At 66.6% G+C, this 13,718-nt stretch carries 10 protein-coding genes, 1 tRNA gene and 1 other RNA gene; 1 reads left to right on the forward strand and 11 read right to left on the reverse strand.

What is annotated here, in order from left to right:
* Positions 1-16: 16 nt before the first annotated feature.
* The 9 genes from E3T50_RS07370 to ffs form a co-directional block, all read right to left on the reverse strand.
* Complete coding sequence (locus E3T50_RS07370) at positions 17-1,294, reverse strand: aspartate kinase (protein WP_134551251.1); 1,278 nt, start codon at positions 1,292-1,294, stop codon at positions 17-19.
* Positions 1,295-1,474: 180 nt separating this feature from the next.
* Entirely contained in the window at positions 1,475-2,074 is a 600-nt protein-coding gene (gene recR / locus E3T50_RS07375; RefSeq protein WP_134461491.1) for a recombination mediator RecR, read from the reverse strand.
* 3 nt (positions 2,075-2,077) lie between these two features.
* Positions 2,078-4,702 (reverse strand): DNA polymerase III subunit gamma and tau, encoded by a 2,625-nt coding sequence (locus E3T50_RS07380; protein ID WP_134551252.1) that lies wholly within the window; start codon positions 4,700-4,702, stop codon positions 2,078-2,080.
* 99 nt (positions 4,703-4,801) lie between these two features.
* The gene (locus tag E3T50_RS07385; RefSeq protein ID WP_134551253.1) at positions 4,802-6,034 is read right to left on the reverse strand and encodes an acetate/propionate family kinase; all 1,233 of its coding nucleotides are present in this window, start codon (positions 6,032-6,034) and stop codon (positions 4,802-4,804) included.
* Positions 6,031-8,259: a phosphate acetyltransferase gene (gene pta / locus E3T50_RS07390; RefSeq protein ID WP_134551254.1), complete on the reverse strand. Its 2,229-nt coding sequence runs from the start codon at positions 8,257-8,259 to the stop codon at positions 6,031-6,033. Before pta ends, E3T50_RS07385 begins: the two co-directional genes overlap by 4 nt.
* Before the next feature lie 37 nt (positions 8,260-8,296).
* Positions 8,297-10,765 (reverse strand): phosphoketolase family protein, encoded by a 2,469-nt coding sequence (locus E3T50_RS07395; RefSeq protein WP_134551255.1) that lies wholly within the window; start codon positions 10,763-10,765, stop codon positions 8,297-8,299.
* Positions 10,766-10,930: 165 nt separating this feature from the next.
* Positions 10,931-11,935 carry an NAD-dependent epimerase/dehydratase family protein gene (locus tag E3T50_RS07400; protein WP_198417962.1) on the reverse strand — a complete coding sequence of 335 codons (1,005 nt, stop codon included), beginning with the start codon at positions 11,933-11,935 and terminating at the stop codon, positions 10,931-10,933.
* The gene (locus E3T50_RS07405) at positions 11,929-12,093 is read right to left on the reverse strand and encodes a hypothetical protein (RefSeq protein ID WP_198417963.1); all 165 of its coding nucleotides are present in this window, start codon (positions 12,091-12,093) and stop codon (positions 11,929-11,931) included. The genes E3T50_RS07400 and E3T50_RS07405 overlap by 7 nt, the downstream gene beginning before the upstream one ends.
* Before the next feature lie 88 nt (positions 12,094-12,181).
* Positions 12,182-12,278, reverse strand: an RNA gene (gene ffs / locus E3T50_RS07410) — signal recognition particle sRNA small type.
* A gap of 119 nt (positions 12,279-12,397) precedes the next feature.
* Between ffs and E3T50_RS07415 the strand changes: the two genes are divergently transcribed.
* Positions 12,398-12,485: transfer RNA gene (locus E3T50_RS07415), tRNA-Ser, on the forward strand.
* A 171-nt stretch (positions 12,486-12,656) separates the two neighbouring features.
* Here E3T50_RS07415 and E3T50_RS07420 read toward each other — a convergent pair.
* Both E3T50_RS07420 and E3T50_RS07425 read right to left on the reverse strand, forming a co-directional pair.
* Positions 12,657-13,169, reverse strand: a complete 513-nt coding sequence (locus E3T50_RS07420; RefSeq protein ID WP_134551256.1) for a mycothiol transferase — start codon at positions 13,167-13,169, stop codon at positions 12,657-12,659.
* Between the two features lie 58 nt (positions 13,170-13,227).
* Positions 13,228-13,632 (reverse strand): hypothetical protein, encoded by a 405-nt coding sequence (locus tag E3T50_RS07425; protein ID WP_134551257.1) that lies wholly within the window; start codon positions 13,630-13,632, stop codon positions 13,228-13,230.
* Between the last annotated feature and the right edge of the window lie 86 nt (positions 13,633-13,718).

Here is a 13,718-nt window from a genome sequence, read left to right on the forward strand (position 1 = left end):
GCCGGTAAAGTGCGGGCTAGCGGCCGGAGCCGCCGTGCACGACGGCTTCGATTTCGCCGTCGAGACCGAATGCGCTGTGCACCACGCGGAGCGCTTCGTTGATGGTGTCGGCGCGGGTGACGACCGAGATGCGAATCTCGCTCGTGGAGATCATCTCGATGTTGATCCCGGCCTCGTAGAGTGCCTCGAACAGTTTCGCCGAGACGCCGGTGTTGGTGCGCATACCGCCGCCGACCAGCGCGAGCTTGGCGATCTGGTCGTCGTACTGCAAGCTCGTGAACCCGATGAGCTCCTTCTCGTTGGTCAGTGCGGTGAGTACCCGCTCCCCTTCCGATTTAGGCAGCGTGAACGAGATGTCGGTGAGCCCGGTGGCAGCAGCCGACACGTTTTGCACGATCATGTCGACGTTGGCGTTGGTGCGCGCGACGATCTTGAAGATGAGCGCGGCCTTGCCGGGAATGTCGGGCACACCGACCACGGTAACCTTCGCCTCGCTCAGGTCAGCGGCGATTCCGGCGATGATTGGCTCTTCCACGATTTCTCCATTTTCTCGCGCGGTCGCGGCGTTGTAGACGATGGTGCCGGTGTTGTTGTTGAACGAGGAGCGCACGTGCAGCGTGACGCCGTGGCGGCGGGCGTATTCCACAGCGCGAATATACAGAACCTTGGCCCCGGAGGCTGCCAGCTCGAGCATCTCCTCGCTCGTGACCCGCTCCAGTTTGCGGGCGCGGGGAACGACGCGCGGATCGGCGGTGAAGACGCCATCGACATCCGTGTAGATCTCGCAAATATCGGCGCCGAGGGCGGCGGCAAGGGCGACGGCGGTGGTGTCTGAGCCGCCGCGGCCGAGGGTGGTGATGTCTTTGGTGTCGCGGTTGAAACCCTGGAAGCCCGCGACGATGGCGACGGCGCCCTCGTCGAGGGCCGATCGGATGCGGCCGGGAGTGACGTCGACGATGCGCGCGGAGCCGTGGCGGGCATCTGTGATCATGCCGGCCTGGCTGCCGGTGAAGGAACGGGCGTCATAGCCGAGGCTCTTGATGGCCATCGCGAGCAGCGCCATCGAGATACGTTCGCCGGCCGTGAGCAGCATGTCCAGCTCGCGCGGGGCGGGCAGCGGGGTGACCTGGTGGGCGAGGTCGAGCAGTTCGTCGGTGCTGTCACCCATCGCTGACACGGCGACGACGACCTCATTACCGGCCTTGCGGGTGTCGACGATGCGCTTGGCGACCCGCTTGATACTTTCAGCATCGGCGACGGACGACCCGCCGAACTTCTGCACGATCAAGCTCATGTCACTCCTGAGATGGGGGGTGCGGGCCTGTCGTTCGGGCCGCGTCCAAGTTTCCATCCTAAATGCTGGTGCTCGCGGGTCGCGCCATGTGACGCCGTGCGGCAGTGGGATGGACGGGTTCGCTGAGCGGTGTATCGGACGCTCATTTCTTGGCTGATGCCGGTCACCGCTGCTAGCGCGCTAGTGGGTGACCTCGCGACGGCCCTCAAAGGCGCGGCCGAGGGTGACCTCGTCGGCATATTCGAGGTCTCCGCCGACGGGTAGTCCGGAGGCGAGGCGCGTGACCTTGATCTCGAGGGTCGTGAGCAGGCGCGAGAGGTAGGTGGCGGTGGCCTCCCCCTCGAGGTTCGGGTCGGTTGCGATGATCACCTCTTGCACGGTGTTGTCGGCGAGGCGTTGCATCAACTGGCGGATGCGCAGATCATCGGGGCCGACGCCATCGATGGGACTGATGGCTCCGCCCAGCACATGATAGAGGCCCTTGAACTCGCGCGTGCGCTCGATAGCGACGACATCCTTGGCCTCTTCGACCACGCAGATCGAGGCGGGGCTGCGGCGCGGATCGCGGCAGATCAGGCAGGTGGGCTGCTCGGATACGTTGCCGCAGATGTCGCAGAACCGCACCTTGTCGCGCACCTCGAGCAGCACGTTGGCGAGCCGGGTCACGTCGAATTTCTCGGTCTGCAGAATGTGGAACGCGATGCGTTGGGCTGACTTGGGGCCGATACCGGGAAGCTGACCGAGTTCGTCGATCAGTTCCTGGACGATGCCTTCATACATGGTTTAGTAGTCGTTTCTGGTTCGGGGCGCCGCGGTGTACGGCTGTTCTTCGATGAAAGTGGCACCGAGAATCTCGCGCACGACGGCCTCGCCGTAGCGCTGCTTTTCGGCGAAGGACGGAGCACGCGACGGCTCTTTCGTGGTGGCGCGCTGACCGGAGGCGTTCGGATGCTGGCGCTGGGTCGGCGCACTCTGCTCGCCGGTGTTCTGGCGGCTGGCGCCGGGCTGCTGACCCTGCTCCGGGGTCGGCAGCACGGCGGATACCTCGGCGCGCGCCGCGTAGTTCGGCACGCGTTCCTCCGCGGGTGCGTCTAGCTCGGGCGGCACGTCGTCTTCGAAGGGTGGCGGCACATCGTCGAACGGCGGCTCGTCGTCGTGCTGCGGCACGGCGGACGGCGCGACGGACGGCACTGCGGGCGGCACGACGGCAGCGTTCGGGAGTGGAGCCGCGAGAATGGCGGCGGGTGGCACATCCGTTGTGTCGTCGGCCACAGCGGGTACAGCCGGACCGTTGGGCGAGCCGGGAATAGCCACGGTGGCCCATCCACTGGTCGAGACCGCCACGGGAGACGCGCTGGCCCGTGATTCCGCTGGGTCGGGGGCGCCCGCGGGCGATGAGGTCGAAACGGGCTCAGCCACGAGGGGCGCCAACCCAGCTGATGTTGCTGCGGGCGATTTTGCTGCCGGGGCCGCTGGCGCAGGCTCCGCGGTGACGGTCGGCGAGTCGGGCGAGGATGAGGCGCCGGGCGAGGAGGCCTCACGGCCGGCATCGACGCGGGCGATGAACTTCACCCGTAGGCCGAGCACAGCGACGATCGCCGTGCGCAAGAAATCGCTCGTTCCCATTCCGGGAACCTTCTGCTGCTTAAAGCTGTCGACGTCGGCCTGACTCGGGAAAGAGAGGGCCAGCACGTCACCGTTCAACCCGAGTACGTGCGCGGTATAAACGACGAGCCACGCCGTGGTCTTCTCGGTGCGCACGACTTCGAGAATCTCCGGCCAGGCGTCTTTCAGCTGCTGCAGCGAGACCGGGGCCCCGGGAATCACGGCGGGGCGCGCAGCCGAGGTTCCCGCAGGAGCGGTCTCGACCAGCGGCGAGGGCGAGGTCGCGACGGTCGCTCCCGTTGCGGACGAGGCATCCGCTGTGGACGAGGCTTGCGGTGCGGACGAGGCATCCGCTGTGGACGAGGCTTGCGGTGCGGACGAGGCATCCGCTGTGGACGAGGCTTGCGCTGTAGACGACGCAGCGGGGGCGCTCGGCGCAGGGGACAGCGTTGCGGTGCCGGAGCCGGATGGCGATGCTGGGCGCGCAGCGGGCGTTCCCGCAGTGGCGGTCTCGACCAGCGCAGAGGGTGCGCCCGCCGCGGCAGCGGCGAAGCCCCCGGACGGCCCGGTAGGCGCAACCGGCCGCGCGGCAGGAGCAGTGGCGGCGACCGGCGCCGCTGCAACGCCGTCGACACCGATGCGACGCTCGAGGCGCTCGACCCGGGCGAGTGCACCGCGCGTCGTGTCATCGGTCGCGGGAATCAGGGCGCGCGCGATCATGAGCTCGAGGTGCAGGCGCGGCGAGGTAGCCCCGCTCATCTCGGTGAGCGCGGCGTTCAGGATATCGGCGGTACGGGAGAGTTCAGCCGGCCCGAAAGCGGCGGCCTGGCCGTTCATGCGCTCCAGTTCGTCTTGCGGCACTCCGCGCAGCACGGCCGCGGCCCCGGCGACGCTCGTGGCCGAAACGATGATCAGGTCACGCATGCGCTCGAGCAGGTCTTCGACGAACCGGCGCGGATCTTGCCCGGTCTGGATGACCCGGTCGACCGCGTCGAACGCGGCGGCGGGATCGCGGGCACCGATGGCCTCAACGGCCTCGTCGAGCAGGGACGCGCTCGTGTAGCCCAGCAGCGCCACGGCGCGCTCGTACTCAATGGACTGCCCGTCGGACCCGGCCATGAGCTGGTCGAGCAACGAGAGGGTGTCGCGCGGCGAGCCGCCGCCGGCGCGCACCACGAGCGGCAGCACACCGGGGGCAACGACCATCTTTTCGGTGTCGCACATCTGCTGCACGTATTCGAGCATCGGCCCCGGCGGCACCAGCCGGAACGGATAGTGATGGGTGCGCGAGCGGATGGTGCCGATCACCTTTTCGGGTTCGGTGGTCGCAAAGATGAACTTCACGTGTTCCGGCGGTTCTTCGACGATCTTAAGCAGCGCGTTGAAGCCCTGCGGCGTGACCATGTGCGCCTCGTCGAGGATGAAGATTTTGTAGCGGTCGCGGGCCGGCGCGAAAATGGCGCGCTCACGAATGTCGCGGGCATCGTCGACACCGTTGTGGCTGGCCGCGTCGATCTCAACGACGTCGAGGGAACCCCCGCCGTCGCGGGCAAGTTCGACACAGCTCGGGCAGACACCGCACGGGGTGTCGGTGGGGCCCTCGGCGCAGTTCAGGCAGCGGGCCAGGATGCGCGCCGACGTGGTCTTGCCGCAGCCGCGCGGGCCGCTGAACAGGTAAGCGTGATTCACCCGGTTCGTGCGGAGCGCCGTCATCAGCGGATCGGTCACTTGGGACTGGCCGATCATCTCGGCAAAGGTCTCTGGCCGGTAGCGGCGATACAGGGCGGTAACCACGTTCTCCATGGTACTTGCCCGCACCGACACTCGCCCGCGCTCGCGCCGCTTTACTGTTCTGTGCCTGCGCGTAAATCCGCTCGATCAAAGACCGGCCGTTCGAACGAGCTAGCGCACGGTCGCCAGGGTCTGGCGGGCGATCTCCAGTTCCTCGTTGGTGGGAATCACGAGCACGGTAACGGCCGAGTCGTCGGCGCTGATCACGCGCGCGCCGCGTTCGGCGGCAGCGTTGCGTCCGGGATCGATGCGGATGCCCAGTGCCTCCAGGCCGGCGAGGGACCGCTCGCGCACGAGTGGTGCGTTCTCGCCGACACCGGCCGTGAACGCGATCACGTCGACCCGGCCGAGCTGCGCATAGTACGCCCCGATATAGCCCTTGATTCGATGCACATACACGTCGATGGCCAGCTGCGAGGGCCCGTCGCCGGCAGTGGCGGCCTCCATGACGTCACGCAGGTCGCCGCGTCCGGTGAGGCCGAGCAGCCCGCTACCGCGGTTGAGCAGGGTGTCGAGGTCATCGAAGTCGAGTCCGGCCCTGCGGTGCAGGTGAAAAAGCACGCCGGGGTCGATGTCGCCGGAGCGGGTGCCCATGACGAGCCCCTCCAGCGGCGTCATGCCCATGCTGGTCTCGACCGAACGGCCGCCGGCGACCGCGCAGACCGAGCCTCCGTTGCCGAGGTGCAGCACGATCTGGTTGAGCTCCGTCACCGGGCGCGCGAGAAAGTTGGCCGCCTCGCGGGCCACGAATCCGTGGCTCGTGCCGTGAAAGCCATAGCGACGAATGCGAAAACGCTCCGCGAGGTCGGCATTGATCGCGTAGGTGAACGCCTCCGGCGGCAACGTCTGGTGAAACGCAGTGTCGAAGATGGCCACGTGCGGCACGTCGGAGAAGGCTTCACCGGCCGCGACGATGCCCTGCAGCGCGCCCGGGTTGTGCAGTGGTGCGAGCCCGGACAACTCATCGATGTCGCGCTCGACCTGCGGCGTCACCAGGGTCGGTTGGTGAAAGCGCGCTCCGCCGTGCACGACGCGGTGCCCGACGGCAATTGGCGCGTGTGTGGTGAGCGACGGCCCGTGGCTCGCGAAGGCCGCGAGCATGACCGCGAATCCGGCCGTGTGGTCGGCTATAGGCAGCTCACGCTGCCATTTCTGATCAGCGGATGTCGAAACCGGCGTTTTCGACGCGGCGTCCGCCGCCGCGGTGACAGAGTGTGAGGCCGCGCCCATGAGCTCGCCGATGCGCTCGACCAGACCGCTCGCCAGCGTGGTCTCGGTGTCCATTTCGATCAGCTGGTATTTGAACGAGCTCGAGCCGGAGTTGACGACGAGAACCGCAGTCACCGAGTTGCCCCGGCGGGTGTGGCGTCCACGACAGGAATGCTCTGCGCGCCGCTGTCCGCAGCGGAGGTAAGCCCGGCCGCCTGGATGGCCGTGATCGCCACGGTGTTGACGATGTCCTGCACGAGGGCACCGCGCGACAGATCGTTGATCGCCTTGCGCAGGCCCTGCAACACGGGGCCGATCGCGACCGCGCCAGCGCTGCGCTGAACGGCCTTATAGGTGTTGTTGCCGGTGTTCAGGTCGGGAAAGATGAACACGGTGGCGCGGCCAGCCACGCTGGAACCGGGCATCTTGGTGGCGGCGACCGCGGCATCCGCTGCTGCATCGTACTGAATGGGACCTTCGACCAGCAGGTCGGGACGTCGCTCCCGCACGAGGGCGGTCGCGGCGCGCACCTTCTCGACGTCGACGCCCTCGCCTGAAGTTCCGGTGGAGTAGGACAGCATGGCGATGCGCGGCTCGATGCCGAACTGCACCGCCGTCGCCGCCGCCGAGATGGCGATGTCGGCGAGCTGCTCAGCCGTGGGCACCGGGATGACGGCGCAGTCGCCGTAGACGAGCACGCGATCGGCGAGCGCCATGAGGAACACGCTCGACACGACGCCGACGCCGGCCTGGGTCTTGATGATCTCGAAGCTGGGCCGAATGGTGTGCGCGGTGGTGTGGGTGGCGCCGGAGACCATGCCGTCGGCCAAACCAAGCTGCACCATCATGGTGCCGAAGTAGCTCACGTCGGTGACGGTTTCGTTGGCCTGCTCGAGGGTGATGCCCTTGTGGGCACGCAGCTGTTTGTACTCCCGCGCGAACTTCAGGCGCAACAGGTCATCGAACGGGCTCAGGACGCGGGCCTTGGAGATGTCGAGGCCGAGGCCGATGGCGCGCGAGCGCACCTCGAATTCCTCACCGAGAATGGTCAGCTCCACCACGTCGCGGGCGAGGAGGGTGGCGGCGGCCCGCAGTACGCGGTCGTCCTCACCCTCCGGCAGCACGATGTGCTGGCGGTTCTGCCGCGCCCGTTCGAGCAGCGCGTACTCGAACATGAGCGGAGTGACGACCTCGGCCCGACTCACATCGAGCCGGTCGAGCAGCGCCGCCGCGTCGACGTGCGTCTCGAACAGGGCCAGCGCGGTGTCGTGCTTGCGCTGCGAATCGGCGGCGAGGCGCCCGCGGGTGCGGGTGATGCGCAGGGCCGTGTCGTAGGAGCCGAGCGGTGTCATGATGATCGGCAGCGAGGGCGCAAGACCCTCCATCAGGCGCTGGATCGAGTCGGGCAGCTCAAAACCGCCGTTGAGCACGATGCCGGCGATCGACGGGAATGTTGCGGAAGCGTTGGCGAGCAGCACGGCCAGCAGCACGTCTTCACGGTCACCCGGTACGACGACGACGGCGCCCTCGATCAGACGCGGCAGCACATTGACCATCGACATGGCGGCCACGACGACACCGAGCGCCTCGCGGGCCAGCAGCGCCGGGTCACCCTTGATCAGGGTGCCATCGGTGGCTTCCATGATGCTCTGCATGCTCGGGGCGACGAGATAGGGGTCTTCGGGGATGGCCCAGATCGGCACGCCGAACGCTCCGCCCGAGCGCGCCGGCTGGGCGTTGGTCGTGGCGCGCACCGAATCGATGATCTCGGTCAGGGCCGTTTCGTCGGCACGGTTGACGATGATCGCCAAGATGGATGCGTGTTCGTCGCGCAATTCCGCCAGCGCCACGTCGGTCTGCTGGCCGATGTCCGCGGCTGAGCGGGCGTCGCTCTGGCCGAGGCGTTCGCCTTCTCCGGCTCCGACGCGACCGCCGAGCACGAGCAGCACGGGGGCGCCGAGGTTCGCGGCGATGCGGGCGTTGAAGGCGAGTTCGGTGGGGCTGCCGACGTCGGTGTAGTCGCTGCCGATGACGACGACAGTGTCGCAGTTGGCTTCGACCGCTTTGTACCGCGCCACGATGCGGGCCAGGGCCGCATCGGGGTCGGTGTTGACGTCGTCGTAACTGACACCGATGCTCTGCTCGTAGGTTTGCCCGGCCGCGGCGCCGGGGCCGGCATTGGCCCGCAGGTGTCGAAGGAGCAACTCGACGACGTAGTCCGGTTCGGTCGCGGTGCGGGCGACCGGGCGGAACACGCCGACCCGCTCCACCAGGTGGGTGAGTGTGTCGAGCACGCCGAGAGCGATGGTCGACTTGCCGGTATTGCCTTCTGCGCTGGTGATATAGATGCTTCGAGCCACAGTGTCCATTCAAGCGTATGTGAGGTGTGAGTTTTTGCTAGACGTTGTCGCTTCCGGTCTGGTCGACGCGCGGCGCGGCATCCGTTTGCGACCAGGACCAGTCGGTGACCGCTGGCAGGTCCTCGCCGTGGTCTCGGGTGTATTGGCGCGCGGCCAGGCGGGCGTCCTGCATCCGCTGCCGGAGCAGGCCGGCGCGGGCGGCGAGCCCGGGGGTGCGATCGATGACGTCCATGACGAGGTGATACCGGTCGAGGTCGTTGAGCATGACCATGTCGAACGGGGTCGTGGTGGTACCGATCTCCTTGTAGCCGCGGGCGTGCAGGTTCTCGTGGCCGTGGCGCTTGTAGGTGAGCCGATGAATCAGCCACGGGTAGCCGTGATAGGCGAAGATGATGGGTTTGTCGGGCGTGAAGACGGCGTCGAAGGCACTGTCGCTCAGGCCGTGCGGGTGGTCGTCCTCGGACTGCAGGCGCATCAGGTCGACGACGTTGACGACGCGTACCTGGAGATCTGGCAGGTTCTCCCGCAGAATCTTGGCGGCGGCGAGCACCTCGAGCGTCGGTACCTCACCGGCGGCGGCGAGCACGACGTCGGGAGAGCGACCCGCAATTTCGGTGCCGGCCCAGTCGAAGATGCCGAGTCCGCGGGTACAGTGCGCGACGGCCTCGGCCATGGTGAGCAGGTTCGGCGCGGGCTGCTTGCCGGCCACGACCACGTTGACATAGTCGACACTGCGCAGGCAGTGGTCGTAGGTACTCAGCAGCGTATTCGCGTCGAAAGGCAGGTAGACCCGCACGACGTCGGCACTTTTATTGACCACGTGGTCGATGAAACCGGGGTCCTGGTGGCTGAACCCATTGTGGTCCTGCCGCCAGACGTGCGAACTCAGCAGGTAGTTCAGGCTCGCGATCGGCGCCCGCCACGGGATGTCGGCGGTCACCTTGAGCCACTTGGCGTGCTGGTTGAACATGGAATCGACGATGTGAATGAACGCTTCGTAGCAGTTGAATAGCCCGTGTCGCCCGGTGAGCAGGTAGCCCTCGAGCCAGCCCTGGCACTGGTGCTCGCTCAGCACTTCCATGACGCGGCCGGCGCGCGCCAGGTTTGTGTCACCGGGCCGGATCTCGGCGTCCCACTGTTTGCTGGTCACCTCGTAGACCGGCGGGGCCAGCCGGTTGGACGCGGTTTCATCCGGCCCGAAGATGCGAAAGTTGTCGGGATTCAAGCGGATGACCTCGGCCAGGTACACGCCGAGCACGCGCGTCGCCTCGGCTTGCGTTGCCCCCGGGGTGGGCACATCGACGGCGAAATCACGAAAGTCGGGCAGGTGCAGGTCGCGGCGGAGGAGTCCGCCGTTGGCGATCGGGTTGGCGCTCATGCGCAGGGGGCCGACCGGGGCGAGGCTGGATATTTCTTTGACCGGAGCACCCTGTTCGTCGAACAGCTCGGCGGGGCGGTAGGAGAGCATCCACTGTTCGAGCAGGGCCGTGTGCTCCGGGGTATCGCGGGCGTTGGCGAGCGGAACCTGGTGGGCGCGCCAGGTGTTCTCGACCTGCACCCCGTCGATGATGGCGGGGCAGGTCCAGCCCTTGGGAGTGCGCAGGATGATCATGGGCCAACGCGGGCGGGCGAAATCCTCTTTCTTGGCTGCGGCTGCGGCGGCTGCAGCCTTGATCGCGGCGACCTGGTTGAGCACCAGGTCGAGCGTTTCGGCCATGCGTGCGTGCACGAGCAGCGGATCTTCGCCATCGAAGCCGCCGGAGACGATATACGGGGTGTGACCGTAGCCGCGCATGAGGTCGAGCAGCTCGTCTTCGGGGATGCGCGCGAGCACGGTGGGGTTGGCGATCTTGTACCCGTTGAGGTGCAAAATGGGCAGCACGACGCCGTCGTGAATCGGGTCGATGAACTTGTTCGAGTGCCAGCTGGTGGCGAGCGGGCCGGTTTCGGCCTCGCCGTCACCGACCACAGCGGCCACGAGCAGGTTGGGGTTGTCGAACGCGGCACCGTAGGCGTGGCTGAGGGCGTAGCCGAGCTCGCCGCCCTCATGGATGGAGCCGGGCAGCTCGGGCGAGGCGTGACTCGGGATGCCACCGGGAAAGGAGAACTGGCGAAACAGCTTCTGCACGCCGTGCGCATTCTGCTCGATGTCGGCGTAGACCTCGGTGTAGGTGCCGTCGAGGTAGGCGTTGGCGACCATGCCCGGACCGCCGTGGCCGGGCCCGGTGATGTAGATGGTGCTCTGGCTGCGCTCCTGGATCGCGCGGTTCAGGTGCGCATACAGAAAGTTGAGGCCGGGCGTGGTGCCCCAGTGGCCGAGCAGGCGCGGTTTGACGTGATCGCGGGTGAGCGGCTCCGTCAAGAGTGCGTTGCCGAGCAGGTAGATCTGGCCGACGGCCAGATAATTCGCGGCACGCCACCAGGCGTCGATGCTGGCGAGGGCCGCAGGGCCCAGCGGTGCGGGTGCACGCGTAGCCCAGGTAATGGTGCCGGAATCGTGGTTCATCGGTCCTCCGCATCGTCTCGCGGCCACGCAGCCGCATTGCTTCCATCCTATTCAGCTCCGAAAATGTCTCCAGTGCCAAAAGTCCCGTCGGTCGTGAGGCTGCAGTTGCGCAGATCTATGTCGTGGTCGCCGCCACCGCCTGAGCCGGAACGCTCATCCTGGCCTCTATACCCTCGTCCTCGCCGCGTTTATGAGCGCGTCGAAGCTGAGCTCGAGGTGCTCATCTCTGACCTGCGCGTCGGGGTGTGCGTCGAACCAGCGGATGGTGTCGCGCGCGCCGAGCGCGAGCGGGGTGGTGCAGACAAAATCGGGCACGAGGGCCTTCACCTTGCTGTTGTCGAAGATGACGGAATGTGCCTTGTCGCCGAGCAGTGCCGGGCCCAGATGCGGCACCGCGGCCGCGATGGTCTCCGATGCCACGTGCACCAGCTCGGGCAGTGGCGCGCCCGCCGCCTTGGCGTAGAGCTCGTAGATCATATTCCACGGCAGAAATTCGTCGGAGGTGATGGTGAAAGTGTCTCCGATGGCCTGCGGCAGGCCGAACAGCCCAACGAAGGCTTTGGCGAAGTCCGTGCTGTGCGTGAGGGTCCAGAGCGAGGTACCGTCACCGTGCACCAGCACGGGGCGGCCGGCCCGCATGCTGACGATGTCACTCCACCCGCCGGTGAGCGGAATCGCAGTCTGGTCGTAGGTATGCGAGGGGCGCACGATCGTGACCGGGAATCCCCGCTCGCGGTAGACCGCGACTAACAGGTCTTCGCAGGCAATCTTGTCTCTCGAATACTGCGAGTACGGGTTGCGAAGCGGCGTGGATTCCACGATCGGCAGTCGAGCCGGCGGCTTCTGGTAGGCCGACGCCGAACTGATGAACACGAACTGGCCCGTGCGCCCCGTGAACAGCTCGATATCGGCCGCCACATGCTCGGCCGTGAAGGCAACGAAGTCTACGACCACATCGAAGGTTCGCCTGCCCACAGCAGCCCGGATCGAGGCCGGGTTGCGTCCGTCCGCGGTGAGCACCTCCACACCGACCGGAACCGGGCGCTGGGTTGTCGTCGCCCGGTTCAGCACCGTGAGGCGGTGCCCGGTCGCGACCGCACGTGCGGCGGCGGCGGCGCTGATCACGCCGGTACCGCCGATGAACAACACGTCGAGCCCGCGCATCACCATGCGACGTTGGCGGTGTCGACGTCGTTGATTCTCGCGGCTTGGGCGGTGTCCATGATGGCGAACGATTCAGTCGGGTCTGTTTCCGGGCTGAAGTTCATGGTGCCGAGGCACAGCCGAAAAACCGTGAGGCCGGAACGGCCAAGTTGGGTGTATTCCATAGCCTTAGGCTGGTCCCGCAGCGGTCAACTGTCAAACAGCATGGGCGCATACCGCTGTTTACCTGCGCTTTTGCAGCGGTCGCGGTACAGAAAAGACTCCTCGCGCACCCGCCAGAGCCCGGTTACCCTTGCTACGTTTCCGTCCTGGGGGAATTGGCCAAGGTGGCGCCACGCGAGGAGCCGAAGACCAGTTTAGGGCACGACGCCGGGTGGCACCAACCGAGCGCGGTCTGCGTGGGTGGCGGCAGCATCCCCTGGAAACAGGTAAGATTTGGGCTGTCGTTGTTTTACTGAACGGCGGCCAGGAGAATTCGCCTAGTGGCCTATGGCGCACGCTTGGAAAGCGTGTTGGGTGAAAGCCCTCGGGGGTTCGAATCCCCCATTCTCCGCCAAACCAGCAATACAGCGCGTTGGGTGACGCACAGCCCCACTTGCGGGGTTCGAATCCCCCATTCTCCGCCAAACCAGCAATACAGCGCGTTGGGTGACGCACAGCCCCACTTGCGGGGTTCGAATCCCCCATTCTCCGCCAAAGGTAAAACGTGTGTTGGGTGACGCACAGGTCAGACGCCCGCGCGATCGGCGAGACCGCGCACGAAGGCGGCCTGACCGGCGTGCTGCAGGTCGTCGGAGAGTACGCTCGCCAGGCGCACACCCACCGTGACGGCCGGGGTCCAGGAGTCGTCGACGACCCGGTTGAGATCGGCGTCGTCCAGGGTGTTCAGGTAGGCGACGGTCCCGGTGTGCACGGCCTCGTAGTATCCGCGGAGCAGGTCGGCGTCGGCGCGCACGGCCGCGACGTCGGCGGATTTATGCCCGTAGCCGGTGGTCGCCGGCCCGAAGGGCAGGTCGAATCGTTCCGCCCACCCCTGGCTGGTGTACACCTGCGGTCTGCCCGCGAGGTCGGCGATATGGTCGTCCTGCAGGCGGGACAGGTGCCAGATGAGCCAGGCAATACTGTTGGCGTCGGCATCCGCTCGAAAGGTGAGGGTGGCGAGGGTCGCGTTCTTGAGAACCCTGGCGACGACGCTGTGGATGCGGGAAAACTCTTCGAGGAGCAGTTCGGTCGGGGTCATGGGTCTCCTTGGTCGTTCTGCCACCGTACCCCCGCGCTACGCCGCGACCCTGCTGGGACTAAAACGCATCCGAGGGATGTTGCCCCTCCTCCAGCTGGAAACACGGGGAGAAGGAGGTGATTTTCAGTTCGGTGCCGGGAGCCCAGATCGATGCGCTGTAGAAGTCTCCCTGCGTACCCGTCATATCCACCCGCGGTGCCCCCTGCCGGGTGCTGCGTCTCTCCACGACCACTCCGTCTTTCTGCTCCCACGCAGCAGCAATGACGTCGATCATCGCCTCCGCATCGACATCCCCCAGCAGGGTGACCGTCGTTCGACCGGACCACTTCAACTGGTCATCCGCGCACCCCAACAGATGCGCAGTCTTCAGCTGCGTCTGGTCGCCGACGTTCTCGGGTGGAACGAGAGCGGCAGCCTCATCCTCCATCGCCATCGCGATGCGCTTCGCTGTTTGAAGATCCATGGTCTCACTTCCCTGATTCGTCGACGCGCACGAGGCCAGCACTGCTACGAGAGCGATCATTCCGAAAAGAGCCGCCAGTTTTGCCT

The sequence above is a fragment of the Cryobacterium gelidum genome (assembly GCF_004403985.1).
Lineage (GTDB): Bacteria > Actinomycetota > Actinomycetes > Actinomycetales > Microbacteriaceae > Cryobacterium > Cryobacterium gelidum.

Coding starts and splice junctions, on each gene's coding strand:
- E3T50_RS07425 (WP_134551257.1), bottom strand. CDS start 13,632: ATGGATCTTCAAACAGCGAAGCGCATCGCGATGGCGATGGAGGATGAG.
- E3T50_RS07380 (WP_134551252.1), bottom strand. CDS start 4,702: ATGGAGAACGTGGTTACCGCCCTGTATCGCCGCTACCGGCCAGAGACC.
- E3T50_RS07395 (WP_134551255.1), bottom strand. CDS start 10,765: ATGAACCACGATTCCGGCACCATTACCTGGGCTACGCGTGCACCCGCA.
- E3T50_RS07370 (WP_134551251.1), bottom strand. CDS start 1,294: ATGAGCTTGATCGTGCAGAAGTTCGGCGGGTCGTCCGTCGCCGATGCT.
- E3T50_RS07405 (WP_198417963.1), bottom strand. CDS start 12,093: ATGGAATACACCCAACTTGGCCGTTCCGGCCTCACGGTTTTTCGGCTG.
- E3T50_RS07400 (WP_198417962.1), bottom strand. CDS start 11,935: ATGGTGATGCGCGGGCTCGACGTGTTGTTCATCGGCGGTACCGGCGTG.
- E3T50_RS07420 (WP_134551256.1), bottom strand. CDS start 13,169: ATGACCCCGACCGAACTGCTCCTCGAAGAGTTTTCCCGCATCCACAGC.
- recR (WP_134461491.1), bottom strand. CDS start 2,074: ATGTATGAAGGCATCGTCCAGGAACTGATCGACGAACTCGGTCAGCTT.